This is a genomic window from Stenotrophomonas sp. YJH_SMC_94-11 (assembly GCF_059370435.1).
Map to the genome: position 1 here is coordinate 89738 of NZ_JCAFTR010000002.1, position 23456 is coordinate 113193.

The following is a 23456-nucleotide window of genomic DNA, read 5'->3' on the forward strand; positions in this document are numbered from 1 at the left end:
CAACTGTCTGGTAGTGCCGGCCGCTGGCCGGCAGCTCGGGCACTGCAGAATTCATGCGGTTGCCGGCCAGCGGCCGGCACTACCGTTATTTGCGTTCCAGCACCAGCAACGGGTCGATGCGGGTGTCGAACCAGTTCATGCCCCAGTGCAGGTGCGGGCCGGTGGCACGGCCGGTGGCGCCGACGGCAGCGATCACCTGGCCCTGCTCCACACGGTCGCCAACTTTTACGTCGATGCGCGAAAGGTGCAGGAAGTTGGAGCTGACCCCGAAGCCGTGGTCGAGCAGCAGCGTGCCACCGGTCAGGTACAGGTCCGGACCGGCGAAGGTCACGATGCCGGCCGCCGGCGCCTTCACCGGGGTGCCGGTCGGCACCGCGATGTCCATGCCGGAGTGACCGGCCCCCGGCTGCCCGTTGTAGACGCGTGCATTGCCGAAGCGGCCGCTGATGCGGCCCTGTACCGGCCAGATGAAGGTCTGGGTGAAGTCGGTGCGGTCGTCATCGCGGGCACGTGCGGCGGTCACCTGCGCCTGTTCGCGCTTGATCCGCTCGGCGATCGCCGCCGGCGGATTGACCGTCTTCGGTGGCACCCCGTTGACCCGCTCGGTGGGCCAGTCGCGCGGCGTCACCGCGATGGTCGCGGTCTCGCTGCCACCATCGGGGCGTTGCACCTGTACGCGCAGCGGACCCTTCTCGTCGCGGCCGATGCCGAACACCACGCTGCCGTAGCCGCTTACCCGCAGCTGGCGGCCGGCATACTGCACGCGACTGCCGGCGGGTACCTTGCCGATCACCAGCGCGCCCTGCGACGCACTGGCCGGGAACACCACGCGGCTGTCGATCAGGCTGCCGATGCCATCCTGCGCCTGCGCCGGGGAAGTGGAAAACAGGGGCGCGGCCAGCAGCAGCGCCCCGAGCATCAGTGCCGAACGCATCAGCGGTCGTAGGTCATGCGCTGGCCGGCGGGTTCACCCACCAGCTTGCTGCCGTCCCACACCTGCTGGCCGTTGACCCAGGTGGAGGCGATGCGCGAGCGGAAAGTGGTGCCCTCGAACGGCGACCAGCCGCACTTGGACAGCACGTCCTCGCGCTTGACGGTGAACGGCACGTCCTCCACCAGCACCAGGTCGGCAAAGTAGCCTTCGCGCAGGAAGCCGCGTTCTTCCACGTCGAACAGCTGCGCCGGCGCATGTGCGAATTTCTGCACCACCTGCTCGCGGGTCAGCTTGCCTTCGTGCACCCGCTCCAGCGCGGCCACCAGCGCGTACTGCACCAGCGGCAGGCCCGACGGTGCCTGCGCGTAGGGCTTCTGCTTCTCTTCCCAGGTGTGCGGCGCGTGGTCGGTGGCCAGCACGTCCAGCACGTCATCGGCCAACGCAGCGGTGATTGCCTCGCGGTCGGACACTTCCTTGATTGCCGGGTTGCACTTGATCAGGTTGCCCTTGGTCGCGTAGTCCGGACGCGCGAAGTGCAGGAAGTGCACGCAGGTTTCGGCGGTGATCTGCTTGCGGCTGCCATCGGCGCGGATCAGCGGGCCCTTCTCGAACAGCGCCAGCTCATCGGCGGTGGAGATGTGCAGCACATGCAGGCGGGTGCCGTGCTTGCGTGCCAGCGACATCGCCAGGCGCGTCGACTTGATGCAGGCTTCGCGCGAACGGATGTCCGGGTGCATGTCCGGGGTCAGCGCATCGCCGTACTTTTCCTGGAAGGCCTTGAGGTTGGCATCGATCATCGGCGTGTCTTCGCAGTGCGTGATGATCGGGGTCGGGCATTCGCGGAAGATCGCGTCCAGCGTTTCCGGGTTGTCGACCAGCATGTTGCCGGTCGAAGCACCCATGAACACCTTCACGCCGGGCGCCTTCTTCGGGTCCAGCGCACGGATCGCTTCCAGGTTGTCATTGCTGGCGCCGTGGTAGAAGCCGTAATTGGCCCAGGCGCGGCCGCGCGCGAGCTCGTACTTGGCTTCCAGGATGGTCGAATCCAGCGTCGGCGGGTTGGTGTTGGGCATGTCCATGAAGCTGGTCAGGCCACCGGCCACGGCCGCGGCCGATTCGCTGGCGATGTCACCCTTGTGGGTCAGGCCCGGTTCGCGGAAATGCACCTGGTCGTCGATCATGCCGGGCAGCAGCCAGCGCCCGGCGGCGTCCACCACCTGCTCGCCGTCGCGCGGCGCCAGCCCGTTGCCGATCTGCGCAATGCGGCCGTTCTCGATGCGCAGGTCGCCGTCGAAGGTGCGGCCTTCGTTGACCATCCGGGCGTTGGTGATGAGGGTGGAGGACATGTCAGTGTTTTCCTGTGCAACGGCAAGAGGGGGCGTGGGTGGATTCGGGCACCGGATCGAAGCCGCCGGGGTGGAACGGATGGCAGCGGCCCAGCCTGCGCGCAGCCAGCCAGCTGCCGCGCAGCGGCCCGTGCCGGGAGATGGCATCCATCGCGTATTCAGAACAGCTCGGCACGAAACGGCAGCGCGGCCCCAGCAGGGGGCTGATGAAGCGCTTGTAGAAGCGCAGCAGGGCAATGAGCAGGCGCGAGATCACCCAGTCATCTTATGCCAGTTGGCATGAAGGCCGCATTTGTGCAGGATGGGCCGTTGGTCGCATGTCGCCGATGGCCTGCGACCGGTACCAGCACCCGCGGGTGTTGGCCAGGTTCCGTACCGCGCAAGGCGGTCCGTGTTCGTCGGACTGCCACTTGGGCACCTTGACTCCAGGACTGAATGGAGCAGGGTGCCAAGGTTGCTGCTGCGGGTCGGGTAGGCTATAAAGGCCCGCTTTCCCGGGCCCCGGGGAATCCAAGGAAGAGCGTTTCGTGGCTGCTAAAAAAACTGCAAAGAAGGCCGCAACGGCCGCCAAGAAAACCGCCAAGCCTGTTGTGAAGAAGTTGGCGGCAAAGCCCGTTGCCAAGAAGCCGGCCAGCAAGCCGGCCACCAAGGCAGCGTCCTCGCAACCGGCGGCCAGGAAGGCCACCGCAAAGAAAACGCCGGTCAAGGCAACCAAGCCGGTGGCGAAGAAGGCCGCTGCGCCCGCCAAGGCCAAGCCAGCCGCTGCCAGCAAGAAGGCGCCGGTGAAGAAGACCGTCAGCAAGGCTGCGCCGGTGAAGAAGGCCGCCGCCAAGCCGGTGGCCAGGAAGGCAGCCGCCAAGCCAGCGCCGAAGGCGGTGGTGAAGAAGGCTGCAGCCAAGCCGGTCGCCAAGCCCGTAGCAAAGAAGGTCGCTGCGGCTAAACCGGCCGCCACGCCCGCCGCTGTAAAGAAGGTTGCCAAGAACGTTGCCGCGCCGGCCACAAAGCCGACCCCGGCCCCAGTAGTGAAGTCCGCACCGAAGCCTGCTGCCAAGCCGGCTCCGGCCAAGCCTGTCCCGGCCAAGACCGTGGCAGTGGCGGCAGCCCAGCCGGCCTCAACGCCGGCCCCGGCCGCCGCTCCTGTCGCTTCGAAGGCCCCGCAATCCAAGAATCCCGTGCCCGTTTCGAAATCGCCTGCCAAAACCGCCGTGAAATCCGATTCCGCCCCGAAGACCGTGTCGCGCCCTGTCGGCAAGGTTGCCGTGGCCGTCGCCGCCCGCTCGGCAGCACCGGCCCCGCGCAGCAAGTACAAGGTGGTCGAGTACAAGACCGACGAGGCCACTGGCCGCCCGATCCTGCCGGCTGGCTACAAGCCGTCCTCGGAAGAGGAATACATGAGCTCGCTGCAGCAGGAGTATTTCCGCCAGCGCCTGCAGAACTGGCGCGCGGACCTGGTGGAAGAGTCCAAGCAGACCATCGAGAACCTGCGCGAGGAAGTGCGTGACATCGGCGACGAAGCCGAGCGTGCGACCCGCGAGACCGAGAACTCGCTGGAACTGCGTACCCGCGACCGCTACCGCAAGCTGATCGGCAAGATCGACAGCACCCTGAAGCGCCTGGAAGCAGGCGACTACGGCTACTGCGTCGACACCGGCGAAGAAATCGGCCTGGAGCGCCTGGAAGCGCGCCTCACCGCTGAACGCACCATCGACGCCCAGGAGCGTTGGGAGCACCTGCAGAAGCAGCAGGGCGACTGATTCCCGGTCGTTGTCTGGTCATGCAGAAAACCCGGCTTCGGCCGGGTTTTTTGTTGGGGGTGGTTGGCTGGGTAGAACGGCGCCTTCCGGGTATCGGAGGGAGCCTGCGGGTGGGTCCGGGCAGGACACGCTGCAAGTACATCCCTGTAAGCTCGGCTGCGGCATCCATGCCGCGGACGGTCCCGCCCGGACCCACCCGCAGGCTCTCGACGCATCCCTGCGTGCGCGGCTGATGTAGAGCCGAGCCCACGCTCGGCTCAGGCCGAAGCCGGAGGGTAGGGAAGAGCAAGAGCAAGAACAAGAACCGCCAAGCATGGCTTGGCTCTACCAGGAGCGGTCATGCGTGCGCTCGCGGCTGTGTTGGGTCCGCTTTGTAGCGAGCCGAGCACCGCAGGGGAATCAGGGGCGAAGAGGCGCCGCTGTTTGAGCGCAGCGAGTTCGGCGCCGTCCCCTGATTCACCGAGGAGCGCAGGGTACCGGTGCGAAGCACCGGCTCGCGGATGGCGGAGCGTTTCTTTGGTTACTTTCTTTTCGCGAAAAGAAAGTGACACCCCGCCGCGGTCGCGGAAAAGGGCCGCCGGGCATGGCCCGGCGCTACCAATGCGTCGGCGCACGTAAAGCGGCTGTCGCGGAAACGACGAGCCGACGCTACTGCAGGTCGCGAAGATTCAGTTTCCGCAGCGTTGGGTTCTTCCACGCGGTGATCCCGGCCACGCTCAGCACCGCGAATCCGCCCAGCACCACCGCCGGCACCAGGCCGAGCAGCTTCGCCATCGTGCCGGCATAGAACGCGCCCAGCTCATTGGACGAACTGATGAAGATGCCGTTGATCGACGATACGCGACCGCGCATTTCTTCCGGCGTAGCCAACTGCAGGATGGTCGAGCGGATCACCACCGAGACGCCATCGAACGCGCCGTAGAACAGCAGGATCAGCGCCGACAGCCAGAAGTGCTGCGACAACCCGAAGCTGATCACGCACAGGCCGAAGCCGGCCACCGCGAACAACAGCACGCGGCCGGCATTGCGGTGCAGCGGGTGGCGCGCCAGCCACAGGCCCACGCACACCGAGCCCAGCGCCGGCATCGCGCGCAGGATGCCCAGTCCTTCCGGGCCGTGGTGCAGGATCTCGTGCAGGAACGCCGGCAGCATCGCCACCACGCCGCCCAGCAGCACCGAGAACATGTCCAGCGCCATCGCGCCGACCATGATCCGGTTGCCGACCACGAAGCGCGCGCCTTCAGCGATGCTCTTGAAGATCGGGGCGGCCGGACCGGTATGCACCGGTTCTTCCACCTTCAGCGTGGCCAGGCAGGCCATCGCCACCAGCGCAAAAGCGGTGGCCACTGCGTAGGACAGGCCTTTGCCACCGAAGCCGACCAGCACGCCACCCAGTGCCGGGCCGGCGATCATGCCGGCCTGGAACACCACCGCGCCCAGGCCGGCGCCACGCGCGAACTGGTCACGGGCCAGCACGCGGGCGAACAAGGCGTTGTAGATCGGCGACAGGAAGGCGCGGACCATGCCGGTCAGCGCGATGGCCGCGTAGATCGGCCACACGCCGTCAATCGGCAACCAGCCCATGGCCACGCTGGTCAATACCAGTGCAGTGGCGATCAGCCCGCAACAGGCGACCATGCCCAGCCGACGGCGCGGCAGGTGATCCACCAGGTAACCGGCGAACGGAGCCACGCAGAAGAACGGCACGACCTCGGCCAGGCCGATCAGGCCCAGCGAGAACGGATTGCGGGTGACTTCGTAGATGTGCCAGCCGACAGTGACCGCGACCACCTGGTAGGACAGCATCGCAAAGATGCGGTAGGCCAGCAGCCTGGCGAAACCGGGCCGGGACAGCAGGCCCAGTGCACTGTCTTCGGCCGTGGCGGGCTCGCTCACGACGGGTCGCGCTGCAGCTGCGCCTGCGCCGTCTCACGGATGAACGCCAGCATCGCCGCCACGCCGTTGCTGCGGGTGGGCGAGAGGTGGCGGGCCAGGCCGATGTCCTGGATGTAGCTCGGTTCGGTGGCCAGGATCTCCTGCGCCGAGCGCCCGGAGTACACGCGCAGCGCCAGGAAGATCAGGCCGGAGACAATCGCCGAATCGCTGATGGCATGGAAGCGCAGCGACTGCGCGTTGCCTTCCGGCACGATCCAGACCATCGACTGGCAGCCGAGCAGGCGATGCTCTTCGGTCTTCCATTCTTCCGGGAAGACCGGCAGCTTGCGGCCGAGGTCGATCAGGTACTGGTAGCGCTCGGACCAGTCGCCGAAGAAGCCGAATTCCTCGGCGATGGCGGTCTGGGCCTCGGCGGCGGTGGATTCAAGCGGGAACGGGGAGTCGGTCACAACAGTCTCTACGGTGGGGGCGTGGCCGGCGGACCGGCCACGGGGCAGGGCAGGTCAGCTGCGCTTGCGCGACCAGCGAACGCCCTGCGGGGTGTCATCCAGCACGATGCCTTCGGCGGCCAGCTGGTCGCGGATGGCGTCGGCACGGGCGAAGTCGCGTGCCTTCTTGGCCGCGGCGCGCTCATCGATCAGGCCCTGGATGCGGGCATCGTCGCCGTCATCGCTGGCCGCGGTGCCGAACCACTGCGCCGGATCGGCCTGCAGCAGGCCCAGTGCCAGGCCGGCGCCGAGCAGTTCACCCTTCAGGCGCGCCTGCTCGGCCGGGTCGGTGGCACGACGCGCATCGGCGGCGATGCGGGCCACTTCGGCCAGCGCCTGTGGGGTGTTGAGATCGTCGTCCAGGGTCGCCTCGACCGTGGCCGGAATCACTGCAGTGGCCTCGACCGATGCCAATTCGCGCAGGGTGCCGTACAGGCGGTCCAGGGTGCGCACCGATTGTTCGATCAGCGCATCGGACCAGTCCAGCGGCTGCCGGTAGTGGGCCGACAGCAGGGCCAGGCGCAGCGCTTCCGGCGGATGCTGGCGCACCAGATCGTGCACGCGCTCGATGTTGCCCAGCGACTTGCTCATCTTGGCGCCGCCGAAGTTGAGCATGCCGTTGTGCAGCCAGAAGCGGGCGAAGATCTTGCCGCCGTGGGCGCATTCGCTCTGCGCAAGCTCGTTCTCGTGGTGCGGGAACTGCAGGTCGACGCCGCCGGCATGGATGTCGATGGTCTCACCCAGGTGAGCCGCGGCCATCGCCGAGCACTCGATGTGCCAGCCCGGGCGGCCACGGCCCCAGGGCGACGCCCAGCCGGGCAGGTCGTCGCTGGACGGCTTCCACAGCACGAAATCACCCGGGTCGCGCTTGTACGGGGCCACGTCGACGCGGGCGCCGGCCAGCATTTCGTCGGGGTCGCGGCGCGAGAGCTTGCCGTAGCCGTCGAAGCTGGCCACTGCGAACAGTACGTGGCCCTCGGCGGCATAGGCATGCCCGTTGGCGATCAGCTGCTCGATCATGGTGATGATCTGCGGAATGTGCGCGGTCACCTCCGGTTCGATGTCCGGCGGTACCACGCCCAGCGCGGCCATGTCTTCACGGTAGGCGGCGGCGAACTTGCCGGTGATGGTGCTGATCGGCACGCCCTGCTCGCGCGCGGCGGTGTTGATCTTGTCGTCCACGTCGGTGATGTTGCGGGCGTAGCGCAGCGCGCCGAAACGGCGCCGCAGCAGATCGGCCAGCACCCCGAACACCACCGGGCCACGGGCGTTGCCGATGTGCACGTAGTTGTAGACCGTGGGGCCGCACACATACAGGGTCGGACAGGCCGGGTCGAGCGGAGTGAACGGTTCGAGCTGGCGAGTCAGGTTGTTGTGCAGGCGCAGGGTCATGGGGCTGTGGCTGGGGGACAAGCCTGTGATTTTAGAACGTGTCGGCCCCCTTTGGGGGCACTGGCTGCCACCGGTGGACGCCGGTTCCTCCGGGTGGGGTGGGCAGGAGCAGCGTGGACGGGTAATGTTCAGCCCCTTGCGCTCGCCACTGCCTACACTATTGCCGTGTCCTTGCTCCCGTCGCCAATGAAATCCACCGCGTTGCTGACCCTGGCCTACCTGTCGGCGCTGCCCGCCGTGGTGCTGGCCCAGGAGGCCGAGCCCCGCAACCGGGTGGTGATCGTGGAGAACGTGAAGTTCGACTACGCGCAGGTGCTGAACGTCGAACCCGTGTTCCAGACCCTGCGTGCGACCCGCACCGAAGAGCACTGCGAGCCGGTGTCGACCCGGACCCTGGCCCCGGTGAACGTGACCGGCGAGGAGCCGGTCGAGGACAAGGGCCGGATCAGCCGCTTCTGGGACTCGGTGCGCTCGATGTTCAAGCGCAGTGACGAGGAGGCCGTTGAGGAGGTCGGAACCGAGTCGCCGGCCCCGGCGCCGGCCAACACCGGTCCGATGCTGACCCGCGACTGCCGCATCGTGCCGGTGGGGCGTGAATTCCGCCGGCCCATCGCCTACGACGTGGATTACGTCTACAAGGGCACCAAGTACCGCTCGCGGCTACCGGAAGACCCCGGCAACCGGCTCAAGATCCGGGTGTCGATCACGCCCTGGGTCGGCCCCGAGCAGGGTGCGGCCGGCAATCCCTGATTCTGCGACCGCGGCCCCTTGCGCCGGCCCCGGCCGCATGCAAAGATGGCTGACCATGAAGCTCACCGACTTCCAGCACGACAGCAGCGCAGCCCGACAGGCGTCGGGCATGACCTCGCGTGCGCGTCGACCGGAACCCCACATTCTCGCTGGGTAACCGGAGCTTTTTGCTGTTCGTCCGATAAAAACCCAGCCCGCCGGCTGGGTTTTTTCGTTTCTGCGTTCTGAAAGCTGCAACTGCAACCTTTTCGCTCCACCTTTGGTTCCTGCTTTTCCCTTCCACTGCGTCGAACCCGGCGCCGCCACGCAAGGAAAGATGATGTCCCCCAAGCACTTCCTGAACACCCAGGACTGGAGCCGCAGCGATCTCGACGCGCTGCTGACCCAGGCCGCGCTGTTCAAGCGCAACAAGCTCGGCGACCAGCTCAAGGGCAAGTCGATCGCGCTGGTGTTCTTCAACCCGTCCATGCGCACCCGCACCAGCTTCGAACTGGGCGCGTTCCAGCTCGGCGCCCACGCGGTGGTGCTGCAGCCGGGCAAGGATGCGTGGCCGATCGAGTTCAACCTCGGCACGGTGATGGACGGCGATACCGAAGAGCACATCGCTGAAGTGGCCAAGGTGCTGGGCCGTTACTGCGACATCATCGCCGTGCGCGCGTTCCCCAAGTTCGTCGACTGGGCCTACGACCGCCAGGACATCGTCCTCAACAGCTTCGCCAAGTACTCGCCGGTGCCGGTCATCAACATGGAGACCATCACCCATCCGTGCCAGGAGCTGGCCCACATCATGGCGCTGCAGGAGCACTTCGGCACCCAGGACCTGCGCGGCAAGAAGTACGTGCTGACCTGGACCTACCACCCCAAGCCGCTGAACACTGCCGTTGCCAATTCGGCGCTGACCATCGCCACCCGCATGGGCATGGACGTGACCCTGCTGTGCCCGACCGCCGACTACATCCTCGACGACCGCTACATGGGCTGGGCCGAGCAGAACGTGGCCGAGAGCGGCGGTTCGCTGAAGATCAGCCATGACATCGACAGCGCCTACGCAGGCGCCGACGTGGTCTACGCCAAGAGCTGGGGCGCGCTGCCGTTCTTCGGCAACTGGGAACCGGAAAAGCCGATCCGTGACCAGTTCAAGCACTTCATCGTGGACGAACGGAAGATGGCGCTGACCAACAACGGGGTGTTCAGCCACTGCCTGCCGTTGCGCCGCAACGTGAAGGCCACCGATGCGGTGATGGATTCGCCGCAGTGCATCGCCATCAACGAAGCCGAGAACCGCCTGCACGTGCAGAAGGCGATCATGGCCGCGGTTGCCGGGCGCTGATTTTTTCCGATTCAATCATTTCCGCCGGGCACGGCCCGGCGCTACCAGGACATACCCTCCCCATGAGCAACAAAGACGTCGTTCTCGCCTTCTCCGGCGGCCTGGATACCAGCTTCTGCGTGCCGTACCTGCAGGAGCGTGGCTACAACGTGCACACCGTGTTCGCCGACACCGGTGGCGTGGATGATGAAGAGCGCGATTTCATCGAGAAGCGCGCCGCCGAACTGGGCGTGACCAGCCACGTCACCGTCAATGGTGGCCCGGCCATCTGGGAAGGCTTCGTCAAGCCGTTCGTGTGGGCCGGCGAAGGCTACCAGGGCCAGTACCCGCTGCTGGTTTCGGACCGCTACCTGATCGTCGATGCCGCGCTGAAGCGTGCTGCCGAGCTGGGTACCCACATCGTCGCCCACGGCTGCACCGGCATGGGCAACGACCAGGTCCGCTTCGACCTGGCTGTGAAGGCACTGGGCGACTACCAGATCATCGCGCCGATCCGCGAGATCCAGAAGGAACACACCCAGACCCGCGCCTACGAGCAGAAGTACCTGGAAGAGCGCGGCTTCGGCGTGCGCGCCAAGCAGCAGGCCTACACCATCAACGAGAACCTGCTGGGCGTGACCATGTCCGGCGGTGAGATCGACCGTTGGGAAGCCCCGGGTGAAGGCGCGCGTGGCTGGTGCTCGCCGCGCAGCGAATGGCCGGAACAGGCGCTGACCGTGACCCTGAAGTTCGTTGAAGGCGAAGCCGTCGAACTGAACGGCAAGGCGCTGCCGGGCGACCAGATCCTGGCCCAGCTCAACAAGCTGTTCGCCCCGTACGGCGTTGGCCGCGGCGTCTACACCGGCGACACCGTGATCGGCCTGAAGGGTCGCATCGTGTTCGAGGCCCCGGGCCTGGTTTCGCTGCTGGCCGCGCACCGCGCGCTGGAAGATGCCGTGCTGACCAAGCAGCAGAACCGCTTCAAGCCGGACGTCGCACGCAAATGGGTGGAGCTGGTGTACGAAGGCTTCTACCACGACCCGCTGAAGACCGACATCGAGGCCTTCCTGAAGTCCTCGCAGGCCAAGGTCAACGGCGAAGTGGTGCTGGAAACCCGCGGCGGCCGCGTCGATGCAGTGGCGGTGAAGTCGCCGCACCTGCTCAACGCCAAGGGCGCCACCTACGCGCAGTCGGCCGACTGGGGCGTGGAAGAGGCCGAAGGCTTCATCAAGCTGTTCGGCATGAGTTCGACGCTGTTCGCGCAGGTGAACCGCTGAGATCCCATCGCCCTGGCCCTTTGCGGGCCAGGGCGCACGGCAACCGGATGAAACGATGAGCACGCTCCGCATCAGCACCGATCCGCAGCACCTGGACGTTGCCCTGATCCACCAGTTCCTGTCCACCCAGGCCAATTGGAGCCTGGGCATCGGGCGCGAGGTGGTGGAGCGGGCGATCAATGGTTCGCTGTGTTTTGGCGCCTACCTGGACGAGTCCGGCCAGGTTGCGTTCGCGCGCGTCATCACCGATGGTGCCACCTTTGCCTATCTGGCCGATGTGTTCGTGCTGCCACAGCACCGCGGCCAGGGCTACAGCAAGCAACTGCTGCAGGCGATCATGGCCCATCCGCAGTTGCAGGGCCTGCGCCGCTTCATGCTGGCCACCAGCGATGCCCACCGGCTCTACACCACGTTCGGCTTCAGCGCGCCGGCACGGCCAGAGTCGTTGATGGAAATCATGCGCCAGAACCTCTATGCACCGGCTGCGGCCGAGTGAACACCTTGTTGATTCCCATGACCGACCTGCTTGCTTCCACCCTGTATCACCTGCAGGCGCTGGTGTCCTTCGACACCCGCAACCCGCCGCGTGCGATCACCACCGGTGGCATCTTCGATTACCTGCGCGACAACCTGCCCGGCTTCAACGTCGAGGTGATCGACCATGGCGCCGGTGCGGTGAGCCTGTATGCCGTGCGTGGGACGCCGAAGTACCTGTTCAACGTGCATCTGGACACCGTGCCGGATTCGCCGCACTGGAGTGCCGACCCGCACGTGATGCGGCGCCTGGACGACCGTGTGGTCGGCCTGGGCGTGTGTGACATCAAGGGCGCCGCCGCGGCACTGGTGGCGGCGGCCAACGCCAGCGATGGCGACGCCGCGTTCCTGTTCTCCAGCGACGAGGAAGCCAACGACCCGCGCTGCATCGCTGCATTCCTGGCCCGTGGCCTGCCGTATGAAGCCGTACTCGTGGCCGAACCGACCATGAGCGAAGCAGTGCTGGCGCACCGTGGCATCAGTTCGGTGCTGATGCAGTTCGCAGGTCGGGCAGGGCACGCCTCGGGCAAGCAGGATGCGGCCGCCAGCGCATTGCACCAGGCCATGCGCTGGGGAAACCGCGCGCTGGATCATGTGGAATCGCTGGCTTCGGCGCGCTTTGGCGGACTGACCGGCCTGCGCTTCAATATCGGCCGCGTCGAAGGCGGCATCAAGGCCAACATGATCGCACCGGCTGCTGAGGTGCGCTTCGGGTTCCGCCCGCTGCCGTCGATGGACATCGATGGCCTGCTGGCGACCTTCGCCGGTTTCGCCGAGCCGGAAGCCGCCGTTTTCACCGAGACGTTCCGTGGTCCCAGCCTGCCCGCCGGTGACATTGCCGAAGCTGAGAACCGCCGCCTGCTGGCGCGCGACGTGGCCGATGCGCTGGAGCTGACGATCGGCAATGCGGTGGATTTCTGGACCGAGGCGTCGCTGTTCTCGGCCGCTGGCTACACCACCCTGGTGTTCGGCCCGGGTGACATCGCCCAGGCCCACACCGCCGATGAGTTCGTGACGCTGGACCAGCTGCAGCGCTACACCGACGCCGTGCATCGGATCATCACCGCCGGCGCCTGATCGACCCCACAACGCCGCCATGCCCCGGGCATGGCGGAACTGCAACGCGGCGACCGCCGCCTGTGACGAAACCGAAATGTCTCCTGCCCTCCAGCCCCACCGCCAGACCCGCCAGACCATCGTGCGCCTGCTTTCCAGCATGGCCAGCGCGAAGGAGATCAGCCAGTACCTCAAGCGCTTTTCGCAGCTGGATGCCAAGCGCTTCGCCGTGGTCAAGGTCGGCGGCGCGGTGCTGCGCGACGACCTCGACGCACTGACCTCCTCGCTGTCGTTCCTGCAGGAGGTCGGTCTGACCCCGATCGTGCTGCACGGCGCCGGCCCGCAGCTGGATGCCGAGCTGTCGGCCGCCGGCATCGAGAAGCAGACCGTCAACGGCCTGCGCGTGACTTCGCCGGAAGCATTGGCGATCGTGCGCCGGGTGTTCCAGCAGTCCAACCTGCGCCTGGTCGAGGCGCTGCAGCAGAACGGCGCACGTGCCACCTCGATCACCGGTGGCGTGTTCGAGGCCGAGTACCTGGACGTGGACACCTACGGCCTGGTCGGCGAGGTGAAGAAGGTCAACCTGGCACCGATCGAGGCCAGCCTGCGTGCCGGCTCGATCCCGGTCATCACCAGCCTGGGTGAAACCGCCGGTGGCCAGATCCTCAACGTCAACGCCGACTTTGCCGCCAACGAGCTGGTGCAGGAACTGCAGCCGTACAAGATCATCTTCCTGACCGGCACCGGTGGCCTGCTGGACGAGGCGGGCAACGTGATCGATTCGATCAACCTGTCCACCGAATACGACCACCTGATCGCGCAGCCGTGGATCCACGGTGGCATGAAGGTGAAGATCGAACAGATCAAGGACCTGCTCGACCGCCTGCCGCTGGAATCGTCGGTGTCGATCACGCGTCCGGCCGACCTGGCCAAGGAACTGTTCACCCACAAGGGCTCGGGCACGCTGGTGCGCAAGGGTGAGAAAGTACTGCGCGCCACCGCCTGGAGCGAGCTCGACCTGCCGCGGCTGAAGGGCCTGATCGAATCCAGCTTCGGCCGCACCCTGGTGCCGGACTACTTCGAAAAGACCAAGCTGCTGCGTGCCTATGTCAGCGAGAACTACCGCACTGCGGTGATCCTCACCGACGAGGCAGAGGGCGTGTACCTGGACAAGTTCGCCGTGCTCGACGACGCGCAGGGTGAAGGCCTAGGGCGTGCGGTCTGGAACGTGATGCTGGAGGAAACCCCGCAGCTGTTCTGGCGCTCGCGCCACGGCAACCCGATCAACCACTTCTACTACGCCGAGTCCGATGGCTGCTACAAGCAGGACCATTGGAAAGTGTTCTGGTTCGGCGCCGATGGCATCGACCGGATCAAGACCTATGTCGATCATTGCGCGCAGCGCGCACCGAGCCTGCAGGGCTGAGCGATGGCCAATCCTGACGTTTGGAAGACGGTGCCTACCCTGCGCGGCCAGCATGTGACGCTGCAGCCGCTTCAGCTTGAGCATGTCCCCGGCCTGCGCGCTGCACTCGAAGGCAGCGGCCTGGACCAGCTCTGGTACACCCAGGTACCGTCACCGCAGCGGGCCGAAGCCTATGTGCAGGCCGCGCTGCAGGTGCAGGCCGAAGGCAAGGTGCTGCCGTTCGTGATCTACGATGCGGCGGGTGACATCATCGGCAGCACGCGCTTCTACGACATGGACCCCAGCGTGCCCAAGCTCAGCCTCGGCTACACCTGGTACACGCCGCGCGTGCAGCGCACCGGCGCCAACACCGAAGCCAAGCTGTTGCTGCTGCAGCACGCCTTCGAGGCCATGGGCTGCATCAGCGTGGTGCTGGAAACCAGTTGGTTCAACGTCACCTCGCGCACCGCCATCGCCCGCCTGGGCGCCAAGCAGGATGGCGTGCTGCGCAACCACAAGCGGCACGCCGACGGCACGCCGCGCGACACCGTCATCTTTTCCATCATCGATGCCGAATGGCAGGGCGTGAAGCGCCACCTGCAATACCGACTGGACAGCCACGCATGAACGATTCGACCTTCACCCTGGGCATCGTCGGTGCCCGCGGCCATACCGGCGCCGAGCTGATCAAGCTGGTGGCCGCCCACCCACGGCTGGAACTGGCCTTCGTCTCCTCGCGCGAGCGCGCCGGGCAGCGCCTGTCCGACCACCACCCGGAATTCCAGGGCGAGCTGCAGTACGAAAACCTGGACGCCGACGCAGTGGCGGCCAAGGGGGTGGACGCGGTGATCCTGGCCCTGCCCAACGGCCTGGCCGCTCCGTTCGTGGCCGCATTGGAAGCGGCGAAGCCCGACACCGTCATCGTCGACCTGTCGGCCGACTACCGCTTCGACAACAGCTGGTACTACGGCCTGCCGGAGCTGACCCGCGGCCGGTACAACGGCCAGAAGCACATCAGCAACCCGGGCTGCTATGCCACGGCGATGCAGCTGGCGGTGCATCCGCTGCTGGACCTGCTGGCCGGCCCGCCGCAGTGCTTCGGTGTGTCCGGCTACTCCGGTGCCGGCACTACGCCGTCGGACAAGAACAACGTCGAACTGCTGGCCGACAACCTGATGCCGTATGCGCTGACCAACCATGTGCACGAGCGCGAAGTGTCCGTGCAGCTGGGCGTGGCCGTCGAGTTCATGCCACACGTCGCGCCGCACTTCCGTGGCATCACGCTGACCGCCAACCTGTGGCTGAACCGCGTGCAGACCCGTGAGCAGATCGTCGAGCGCTTCCAGCAGGCCTATGCCGGTGAACCCTTGATCGAAGTGCTGGACGAAGCGCCGTGGGTCAGCCGCATCGCCGGCCGCCACGGTGCCCAGGTCGGTGGCTTCACGCTCGCGCCGGGCGGCAAGCGCGTGGTCGTGGTGGCGACGCTGGACAACCTGCTGAAGGGCGCGGCCACCCAGGCCATGCAGAACCTCAACCTCGCGCTGGGCATCGACGAACTGACGTCGATCCCGCACTGAACACGCATTCCGGAGCCCCCATGGCAGACCTTCTTTGGCAGAAGCCCGGCGTCGCCGTCGACGCCCAGATCCAGACCTTCCTCGCCGGCGACGACGTGATCCTCGACCGCGAGTTCTTCCTGCATGACATCGCTGCCAGCGCCGCGCATGCGCAGGGCCTGCAGCACATCGGCATCCTCAGTGCCGATGAGCTTGCCGGACTTCTGCGCGAACTGGAGATCCTGGCGCAGGACTTCCGCGAAGGCCGCTTCGTGCTGGATACGCAGTACGAGGATGGCCACTCGGCGATCGAAGCGCGCCTGACCGAACGCCTTGGTGATGCGGGTCGCAAGATCCACACCGGCCGCAGCCGCAATGACCAGATCCTGGTCGCCACGCGCCTGTGGCTGAAGGAGAAGCTGCTGCGCGTGGCCCAGCTCAGCGCCGACGTGGCCAAGGTCGCGCTGGACCGCGCGCAGGCTGAGAAGGATCTGCCGATTCCCGGCTACACCCACATCCAGCGTGCCGTGGTGTCCTCGGCCGGAATGTGGTGGGCGGGCTGGGCCGAGGCCTTCATCGACAACGCCATCCGCGCCCGTGACACCCATGCACTGGTCGATGCCAATCCGCTCGGCACCGCTGCCGGCTACGGCGTGAACCTGCCGCTGGACCGCAAGCACACCACCGCCGCGCTGGGCTTCGCGCGCATGCAGATCTCGCCGATCTACGCGCAGCTGTCGCGTGGCAAGTTCGAGCTGGCTGCACTGGAAGCGCTCGGTGGCGCCACGCTGGACCTGCGCCGCATTGCGTGGGACCTGTCGCTGTTCACCAGCGCCGAATTCGGCTTCGTCGCGCTGCCGGCGCAGTACACCACCGGCAGTTCGATCATGCCCAACAAGCGCAATCCGGATGTGATCGAGCTGATGCGCGCCACCCACGCCAGCGTCGCCGCTGCGCGCACCGAGATCGAGCAGCTACTGTCGCTGCCGTCTGGCTACCATCGCGACCTGCAGTCGTCCAAGGGTGCCATCTTCCACGGCTTCGGCCGTGGCCTGGCCGCGCTGGAACTGCTGCCGGCGCTGCTGGCCAATCTGGAATGGCGTGAGGACAGGCTGCGCGCGGCGATTGATTCGGGCATGTATGCCACCGACGTCGCCGTGGAGGCGGCCGTGGCTGGCGTACCGTTCCGCGAGGCCTACAAGGCCGCTGCGGCCGGTGCCGACAGTGCAGGGCAGGGACGCACGCCGGAAGGCAGCCTGGCCGCGCGTGTATCGCCGGGCGCGGCCGCTGACCTGCGCCTGGACGAACTGCGCGCGCGCTGGCAGGCGCTGTCCTGATGGCGGGCACTGTCTACCTGGTCCTGGCGATGCGCCGGCCGGACTTCAACGATGCAGCGGTGCAGCCGCACCGCGATTTCCTCGATGCGTTGCAGGCGCAGGGCAAGCTGCAGCTGACCGGTGGCTTCGCCGATGGCAGCGGTGGCGCCTACGTGCTGTGCAACGTGGACAGCCTGGCGCAGGCGCGGGCCATCGTCGCCACCGATCCACTGGTGACGATGCAGGCCTCCGACCTGACCGTGCACGAATGGAACACCCGCTGAGAGCCTGACCGATGATCCAGCACGCTGCCCATGTCGCCTCGCCGTTCCCCGAACAGGTGCTGCCGCCGTGGCGGCGTGCGGTGCTCAAGGTCGGCAGCAGCCTGCTGGCAGCCGATGGCGGCGGCCTGTCGCCACGCCACGCGCTGGGCCTGGCCCAGTTCGTCTCGGCCAATCTCCTGGGCGGGCGCGAGGTGGTGATCGTCTCCTCCGGCGCGGTCGCTGCCGGGCGCGCGATCCTGCCGCGCGCCGATGAACCGGGCGCAGCGATGGCGGCGCGGCAGGCCCTGGCGGCGCTTGGCCAGGCCCAGCTGATCGGGCTCTGGCAGCGCTTCTTCGAGCGCCCGGTGGCGCAGGTGCTGCTGACCCATGACGACCTGCGCAACCGCCGCCGCTACCTCAATGCACGCGCCACGTTGAGTGAACTATTGCGCCTGGGCGCGTTGCCGGTGGTCAACGAGAACGACACCGTGTCGGTGGATGAGCTCAAGCTCGGCGACAACGACAACCTGGCTGCCACCGTGGCGGCGCTGGTCGACGCCGATGCGCTGTTCATCGCCACCGACATCGATGGCCTGTACAGCGCCGACCCGCGCACCGTGGCCGATGCGCGGCCGTTGCACGACGTGCCGGAACTGGGTGACGAGGTGCTGGCGATGGCGGGCGGCGCCGGCTCGCGCGTCGGTACCGGCGGCATGCGCACCAAGCTGGAGGCGGCGGCGAAGGCCGGACGCCTGGGCATCGAAACCTATCTGTTCAATGGCCGCAGCGGTGACGTGGTGCGCGCGCTGGCGCAGGACCGCCTGTTCGGCACCCGCATCCATGCCGCACGCAGCCGCGAGGCCGCCCGCAAGCACTGGCTGCGGCATGCACCGCTGGCCGAGGGTGTGATCGTCATCGATGCCGGTGCGGCACAGGCGATGCGCGAGAAGGGCGCCTCGCTGCTGCCCGGTGGCATCACCGGTGCAGAGGGCGTGTTCCGCCGCGGCGATATGGTACAGGTGTGCTGGAACGCGCCGCAGGGCCGAGTCTGCGTGGCCCGTGGCGTCAGCCAGTATGCTGCCGACGACGTACGCCGGATTGCCGGCCACCATTCGCGCGACATCCAGGCCGTGCTCGGCTACAACTATGGCGGCAGCGTCGTCCATCGCGACGACCTGGTGCTGCCATGACCGGATTGAAGGACACACCGATGAGCGAGATCGAAGCGCAGGCGCGTGCCTGCCGTGATGCGGCGCAGATCGTTGCCGGCCTCGACGGCGCGGCACGACGCACGCTGCTGCTGGCGATGGCGCAGGCGCTGGAAGTGAATGCAGGGTTGATCCTGGCCGGCAATGCACGTGACCTCGCCGCCGCGCGCGAGAAGGGCGTGGGCAGCGCCATGCTCGATCGTCTGGCACTGGACCCGCCGCGCCTGTTCGCGATGGCCGAAGCCGTGCGCGAAGTGGCCGGATTGCCAGATCCTGTCGGCGAGGTCACCCGCGATGACGTGCGCCCGAATGGCATCCGCGTGCAGAAGGTGCGCGTGCCGCTGGGCGTGATCGCGATGATCTACGAGGCGCGCCCGAACGTGACCGCCGAAGCCGCGGCGCTGTGCCTGAAGGCGGGTAACGGCGTGATCCTGCGCGGTGGTTCCGAGGCAATTCACTCCAACACCGCGATCGCGCAGGCACTCGCCGGTGCATTGAAGGCCAATGGCGTGCCGCCGGCCGCCGTGACCGTGCTGACCGACCTGCGCCGCGAGGCGATGCTGGAACTGCTGCAGCTGCATGAGCTGATCGACCTGGCGATTCCGCGCGGTGGCGAAGGCCTGATCCGTTTCGTTGCCGAGCATGCGCGGGTACCGGTGATCAAGCACTACAAGGGTGTCTGTCATCTGTTCGTGGATGCCAGCGCCGACCTGGGCAAGGCCATCGACCTGCTGGTGGATGGCAAGTGCAGCCGGCCAGCCGCCTGCAATTCTCTGGAGACACTGCTGGTACACCGTGACGTAGCCGATTCCTTCCTGCCGCGCGTGGCGCAGGCGCTTGGCCAGCGTGGCGTTCAGCTGCGCGCCGATGCGCAGGCGCAGCCGCTGCTGCCGGGCAGCACGGCGGCGACCGAGGAGGACTACGCCGCCGAGTTCCTCGACCTTGTGCTGGCCGTGCGCGTGGTGGACGACCTCGATGCGGCCATCGCGCACATCCGCCGCTATACCTCCGACCACACCGAAGTGATCGCGACCGCAGACGCCGACCATGCCGAGCGCTTCGTCACTGCGCTGCGCTCGGCGGTGGTGATGGTCAATGCCTCATCGCGCTTCTCCGATGGTGGCCAGCTGGGCCTGGGCAGCGAAATCGGCATTTCCACCACGCGCCTGCATGCCTATGGCCCGATGGGTCTGGAAGCGCTCACCGTCGAACGTTTCGTGGTGCGTGGCGAAGGGCAGACGCGCAAGTAGATTCACGCCATGCGTGGATGCTCTTCGCGGTAGACCCCGGTGCCGACCATGATCGGCACCCACCAGGCACAAGCGCCGACCAGGGTCGGCACCCCACCGGCTTGTCGGGCTACACCACCTCGCGGCGGATGCCGACCGGGCGTGCGTGATCATCCATGTGCAACGTGGCGGCCTTGCAGCCCATCAGGCGTTCGGCCAGCCCCGTGCTGGCACCCAGATCGGCGGCCACTTCGTTGAGGCTGGCCAGTGGCCGCGGCAGGCGGCGTTCGCGGCCACGGAAGCGGGCGCGGTTGTACTCGGCCCAGCCGATCAGCAGCACGCTGGCGCCCAGCAGCATCAGCGGCAATGCCACCAGCACGTAGGGATCGAACTGGCTTTGCCGTTCGTACAGCTGCTGCCAGGCCAGCTGGCCGCCAACCAACCACGAGAACAGGGTCACCAGGGGCGCCCACAGGTAGAAGTAGAAGCCCCAGAACGCCAGCGTGACGAATCCCCAGGCGGTGCGCTGGAAGCGCGGCTGGCGGTGTGGCTTGCGGATCATCCGTGAGTCGAAGCGGTTGGACGGGCGTTGCGCGTTCATCGGATCCCCCGGTCAGGGCTGGTCCAGGTGGCGCGCTTGCTGCGACGGCGCAGCAGTGTCTTCGGCAACGCCACCAGGGTGGTGGAAAGGCTGATCAGCCAGTACGCCATCGGGTACCAGATGACCCAGAAATAGTTGCGTCCAATCTGTGTTTCGTAACGCCGGTCGATGATCAGGCTGCTGGCGAACTGCAGCAGGCAGACCAGCGCCAGGATCACGCCATGCCACTGCGGCAGCAGGCTGGCGATATGCAGCTGCGGCGGCAGCTCGACGAACTTGCCCAGTGCCCACAGCAGCACGATGAACAACATGGTGTAGGCCCAGATCACGCTCAGCACGTACTCCAGAAGCACGCCCCACATGCGCCGCTCTTTCCAGTGCAGCAGCGAGCGCGCGTGGCGCAGCATTACCTCCACGCCGCCCTGGGCCCAGCGCAGGCGCTGCCGCCACAGGCCCTTGAGGGTCTCCGGCATCAGGATGAAGCACAGCGCATTGGGTTCGTAGCGGATGTCCCAGTGCGCGCGCTGCAGGCGCCAGCTGATGTCGATGTCCTCGGTCACCATGTCATCCGACCACCAGCCGACCTGATGCAGGGCGGTACGGCGGAAGCCGGCGATCACCCCGGAGAGGGTGAAGATGCGCCCGTATACGCGCTGCGCGCGCTTGATCATGCCGATGATCGAGGAAAACTCGGCCACCTGCAGGCGTCCGAGCAGGGTGGAGCGGTTGCGGATGCGCGGGTTGCCGGTGACCGCACCGACCCGGTTGCCGCTGACCAGGTGCCAGATCATCCAGTGCAGCGCATGTTCCTCCAGCATTGCATCGCCGTCGATGCACACCAGGTACTCCGAGCGAGCGGCCAGTGCGCCCATGCGCAGCGCATTGGCCTTGCCCAGGTTACGATCCAGGTGCAATACGCGCAGCCGCGGGTGCCTTGCCGCCAGCACATCCAGCCGCGCGCCGGTGTCATCGCTGCTGCCATCATCGATGGCGATCACTTCGTAGTCGGCGGGGTAACGCTGGGCCAGCGCCGCAGTGAGTGTGTCATCCAGATTCTCTGCCTCGTTGTGGCAGGGCACCAGCAGGCTCGCGAAGGGGGGATCGACCATCAATGGAGGGTCGTTGCGCGGGCGCGAGTGGCGTTCGCGCCGGTAGTAGTAGTAGAGGCCGCCGGACATCCAGAAGAACGCCATCACCATCGGGTAGTAGAAAGCGAACTGGAACAGGACCTGCAGCAGCGGATGCATGTCCATGTCACTTCTCCGGGTACGGGAAGGTGCCGGCGGACATCGCCGCGCGGGCATCGCGGGTGGAGGGCTGGTCGGCGATGAAATCGTCCGGGTACCAGGCGAAGTGGTGCACGCCCTGTGCCTGCAACTGGCGGATCTGTGCGCGCAGGCGCTCGGCGGGAATCGGTTGCCCGTTGCGCCAATCGACGGTCTGCAGCTCGAACAGGGTGTGCTGCAGCTGCGGGTCGTGTGTGCGTACTGCGGCCAGCAGCTGGTCCAGCCAGCGCTCGGGGTGCTTGCTGCCTTCCATCCACGGCATCGCCATCAGCGCGGTCTGGTCATAGGCCTTGTTGAACAGGTCCAGGCGCTGCGCGAACCAGGCCTCGCTCTGCGGGCGGAGTACCGGCTCAGCGTACAGGTTGCGCACGGTGGCCAGTTTCGGGCGCCAGCGTTGCGCGCTGTCGCGCAGCGCCAGGGTGAAGCTGATCAGCGCCTGCGTGCGCGCACTGCCATCGCCGCCGGCTGCCAGTGCCGGCAGCTCGGTGTCGCGCAGGTAGCCGTCGTCATGGAACAGCAGGCCTTCAAAGTAGGAATTGACCGCCAGATCCTCGTAGATGTCGAGCATGATCTGGCGGGCTTTCGGGTTGGTGAAGTCGAGCCGGTACATGCCGTCGGCATCGCCGTTGCGGATCGCCAGCGCCTTGCGCTGCGCCGGGTCGGGCAGCTCGAAGCCAAGCACCGGCAGCCATGCGTAGACCTTCACGCCGGCGCGGGATTTCAGTTGCCAGGCGACGCGGCTGAACAGGTCCGCCCGCATCGGCATGTGACGGTTGGGGAAGTACAGCGCATCGGCCGTGTTGTTGCCGTCCGGATCGGCGAACGCCTGCAGGTAGACGTGCGTCGGCGCGATGCGCTTGACCCGTTCGACCAGCGCATCGAGGTTGCGTGCCTGCTGCGCCGGGTCAGCGTCGTAGACATCATCCAGGTCGATCTGCAGGGCACGGATGCCATCGAGCGCGACATCGCGGCGCAGCTCGTAGGCCAGGCCTTCCACGGTCGGGTTGTCGCTGACCAGGAAGCGCGCCAGGCCATGCAGGTCGCTGGCCACCGGCGTGCTGCGGCCCTCCAGATCGAAGGACACCGGCATGCCCAGCTGTTCGGCGATGTCGTTGCTCAACTGGTTGTAGGCCGCGTACGGCCAGACGATGGCGCGCGGGCGCACGCCCAGGTGCTGCTCGATGCGCTGCACGCTGCGCGCGAGGTCGGTGCGCAGGCGCTGCTCATACTGCGCTTCAGTCTCGTAGCTGTGCGTGGCCGGGCTGTAGATGCGGGTGACCACGGCGGGCGTGGAATTGCCCTGTGGATTGGCGAGCACGCCGTGGTGCAGGTCATCGGTGTGGCTGGCCACTTCGATCAGGCCGCTGTCGTGCATCTGCTTCAGCTGCGCCCAGGTGACGAAGTCATCGCGGCCGAACGGCCGGTACCCGTAGTCGATGGTGCGTCCCGGAGCCATGTCCACGTAGTCGGTGATTACCGCCACCAGTGCCGGGTAGCGGTAGGCCTGCAGCAATGGGAAGGCCTTGTCGTAGACGCTGCGCAGGCCGTCATCGAAGGTCAGCAGCACAGGCTTGGGCGGCAGCGTGGCCCGCCCCTGCGAGGCATCGATCACCTGCGACAGCGAGACCGGGTGGTAGCCATGCGCGCCGAGCCAGTCCAGGTGTGCGGCGAAGTTCTGCGTGCTCACCGCATAGGTATCGGCATCGCCCTTGGCCGCGACCTGGTCGCGGATGTCGTGGTAGCTGAGGATCAGCAGGCCATTGTCGATCGCATCGAGATGCGCGGCCTGCTGCGCGAACGCCGGCGGCATGGCGGCCAGCAGCAGGAGCACGATCAGTCGCAGGAAGCAGGCCATG

General features: G+C 66.9%; 22 protein-coding genes. 13 read left to right on the top strand and 9 right to left on the bottom strand.

The window, feature by feature from the left end:
• Window positions 1-85 precede the first annotated feature (85 nt).
• From AC5P74_RS04665 to yidD, 3 genes are read right to left on the bottom strand one after another with little or no spacing between them, the layout of a single operon-like run.
• Entirely contained in the window at window positions 86-934 is an 849-nt protein-coding gene (locus tag AC5P74_RS04665) for a M23 family metallopeptidase (RefSeq protein WP_053500534.1), read from the bottom strand.
• Window positions 934-2280, bottom strand: a complete 1347-nt coding sequence (locus AC5P74_RS04670; RefSeq protein ID WP_053500532.1) for a dihydroorotase — start codon at window positions 2278-2280, stop codon at window positions 934-936. The genes AC5P74_RS04665 and AC5P74_RS04670 overlap by 1 nt, the downstream gene beginning before the upstream one ends.
• Before the next feature lies 1 nt (window position 2281).
• The gene (yidD, locus tag AC5P74_RS04675; RefSeq protein WP_005417723.1) at window positions 2282-2536 is read right to left on the bottom strand and encodes a membrane protein insertion efficiency factor YidD; all 255 of its coding nucleotides are present in this window, start codon (window positions 2534-2536) and stop codon (window positions 2282-2284) included.
• 271 nt (window positions 2537-2807) lie between these two features.
• Between yidD and dksA the strand changes: the two genes are divergently transcribed.
• Window positions 2808-4034 (top strand): RNA polymerase-binding protein DksA, encoded by a 1227-nt coding sequence (gene dksA, locus AC5P74_RS04680; protein WP_065186037.1) that lies wholly within the window; start codon window positions 2808-2810, stop codon window positions 4032-4034.
• 648 nt (window positions 4035-4682) lie between these two features.
• On the opposite strand, the gene AC5P74_RS04685 is transcribed toward dksA, so the two are convergent.
• Genes AC5P74_RS04685 through cysS form a run of 3 tightly spaced genes read right to left on the bottom strand, consistent with a single transcriptional unit; the run spans window position 4683 to window position 7810 of the window.
• On the bottom strand, window positions 4683-5930 hold the full coding sequence (locus AC5P74_RS04685) for an MFS transporter (protein WP_005417718.1): 1248 nt from the start codon (window positions 5928-5930) through the stop codon (window positions 4683-4685).
• Window positions 5927-6379 carry a SufE family protein gene (locus AC5P74_RS04690; RefSeq protein ID WP_053499987.1) on the bottom strand — a complete coding sequence of 151 codons (453 nt, stop codon included), beginning with the start codon at window positions 6377-6379 and terminating at the stop codon, window positions 5927-5929. The genes AC5P74_RS04685 and AC5P74_RS04690 overlap by 4 nt, the downstream gene beginning before the upstream one ends.
• A 54-nt stretch (window positions 6380-6433) precedes the next feature.
• Window positions 6434-7810 (bottom strand): cysteine--tRNA ligase, encoded by a 1377-nt coding sequence (gene cysS, locus AC5P74_RS04695; RefSeq protein WP_053499986.1) that lies wholly within the window; start codon window positions 7808-7810, stop codon window positions 6434-6436.
• 186 nt (window positions 7811-7996) lie between these two features.
• On the opposite strand from cysS, the gene AC5P74_RS04700 reads away from it, so the two are divergent.
• The 12 genes from AC5P74_RS04700 (at window position 7997) to AC5P74_RS04755 (ending at window position 19734) form a co-directional block, all read left to right on the top strand.
• Entirely contained in the window at window positions 7997-8560 is a 564-nt protein-coding gene (locus AC5P74_RS04700) for a glycine zipper 2TM domain-containing protein (RefSeq protein ID WP_053499984.1), read from the top strand.
• A gap of 319 nt (window positions 8561-8879) precedes the next feature.
• Complete coding sequence (locus AC5P74_RS04705) at window positions 8880-9890, top strand: N-acetylornithine carbamoyltransferase (protein WP_005417714.1); 1011 nt, start codon at window positions 8880-8882, stop codon at window positions 9888-9890.
• Between the two features lie 62 nt (window positions 9891-9952).
• A complete protein-coding gene (locus tag AC5P74_RS04710) occupies window positions 9953-11146 on the top strand; it encodes an argininosuccinate synthase (protein ID WP_329842354.1) in 1194 nt (397 codons plus the stop codon).
• A gap of 55 nt (window positions 11147-11201) precedes the next feature.
• A complete protein-coding gene (locus AC5P74_RS04715; protein ID WP_053499980.1) occupies window positions 11202-11642 on the top strand; it encodes a GNAT family N-acetyltransferase in 441 nt (146 codons plus the stop codon).
• Window positions 11643-11659: 17 nt separating this feature from the next.
• On the top strand, window positions 11660-12757 hold the full coding sequence (locus tag AC5P74_RS04720; protein ID WP_053499978.1) for an acetylornithine deacetylase: 1098 nt from the start codon (window positions 11660-11662) through the stop codon (window positions 12755-12757).
• Window positions 12758-12833: 76 nt separating this feature from the next.
• The gene (locus AC5P74_RS04725) at window positions 12834-14162 is read left to right on the top strand and encodes an acetylglutamate kinase (protein ID WP_171957264.1); all 1329 of its coding nucleotides are present in this window, start codon (window positions 12834-12836) and stop codon (window positions 14160-14162) included.
• 3 nt (window positions 14163-14165) lie between these two features.
• Window positions 14166-14768, top strand: a complete 603-nt coding sequence (locus AC5P74_RS04730; protein ID WP_346607894.1) for a GNAT family N-acetyltransferase — start codon at window positions 14166-14168, stop codon at window positions 14766-14768.
• Window positions 14765-15718 (top strand): N-acetyl-gamma-glutamyl-phosphate reductase, encoded by a 954-nt coding sequence (gene argC / locus AC5P74_RS04735; protein WP_005417695.1) that lies wholly within the window; start codon window positions 14765-14767, stop codon window positions 15716-15718. The genes AC5P74_RS04730 and argC overlap by 4 nt, the downstream gene beginning before the upstream one ends.
• A 20-nt stretch (window positions 15719-15738) precedes the next feature.
• Complete coding sequence (gene argH, locus AC5P74_RS04740; RefSeq protein WP_053499972.1) at window positions 15739-17034, top strand: argininosuccinate lyase; 1296 nt, start codon at window positions 15739-15741, stop codon at window positions 17032-17034.
• Window positions 17034-17297: a YciI family protein gene (locus AC5P74_RS04745; protein WP_005417692.1), complete on the top strand. Its 264-nt coding sequence runs from the start codon at window positions 17034-17036 to the stop codon at window positions 17295-17297. Before argH ends, AC5P74_RS04745 begins: the two co-directional genes overlap by 1 nt.
• An 11-nt stretch (window positions 17298-17308) precedes the next feature.
• The gene (gene proB, locus AC5P74_RS04750; protein ID WP_495204849.1) at window positions 17309-18466 is read left to right on the top strand and encodes a glutamate 5-kinase; all 1158 of its coding nucleotides are present in this window, start codon (window positions 17309-17311) and stop codon (window positions 18464-18466) included.
• Window positions 18463-19734 carry a glutamate-5-semialdehyde dehydrogenase gene (locus tag AC5P74_RS04755; RefSeq protein ID WP_070489496.1) on the top strand — a complete coding sequence of 424 codons (1272 nt, stop codon included), beginning with the start codon at window positions 18463-18465 and terminating at the stop codon, window positions 19732-19734. The genes proB and AC5P74_RS04755 overlap by 4 nt, the downstream gene beginning before the upstream one ends.
• Before the next feature lie 109 nt (window positions 19735-19843).
• On the opposite strand, the gene pgaD is transcribed toward AC5P74_RS04755, so the two are convergent.
• From pgaD to pgaB, 3 genes are read right to left on the bottom strand one after another with little or no spacing between them, the layout of a single operon-like run.
• Window positions 19844-20314 (bottom strand): poly-beta-1,6-N-acetyl-D-glucosamine biosynthesis protein PgaD, encoded by a 471-nt coding sequence (gene pgaD, locus AC5P74_RS04760; protein WP_053499966.1) that lies wholly within the window; start codon window positions 20312-20314, stop codon window positions 19844-19846.
• Complete coding sequence (gene pgaC, locus AC5P74_RS04765) at window positions 20311-21567, bottom strand: poly-beta-1,6-N-acetyl-D-glucosamine synthase (protein WP_053499964.1); 1257 nt, start codon at window positions 21565-21567, stop codon at window positions 20311-20313. Before pgaC ends, pgaD begins: the two co-directional genes overlap by 4 nt.
• A 1-nt stretch (window position 21568) precedes the next feature.
• On the bottom strand, window positions 21569-23455 hold the full coding sequence (gene pgaB / locus AC5P74_RS04770) for a poly-beta-1,6-N-acetyl-D-glucosamine N-deacetylase PgaB (protein ID WP_329842350.1): 1887 nt from the start codon (window positions 23453-23455) through the stop codon (window positions 21569-21571).
• Between the last annotated feature and the right edge of the window lies 1 nt (window position 23456).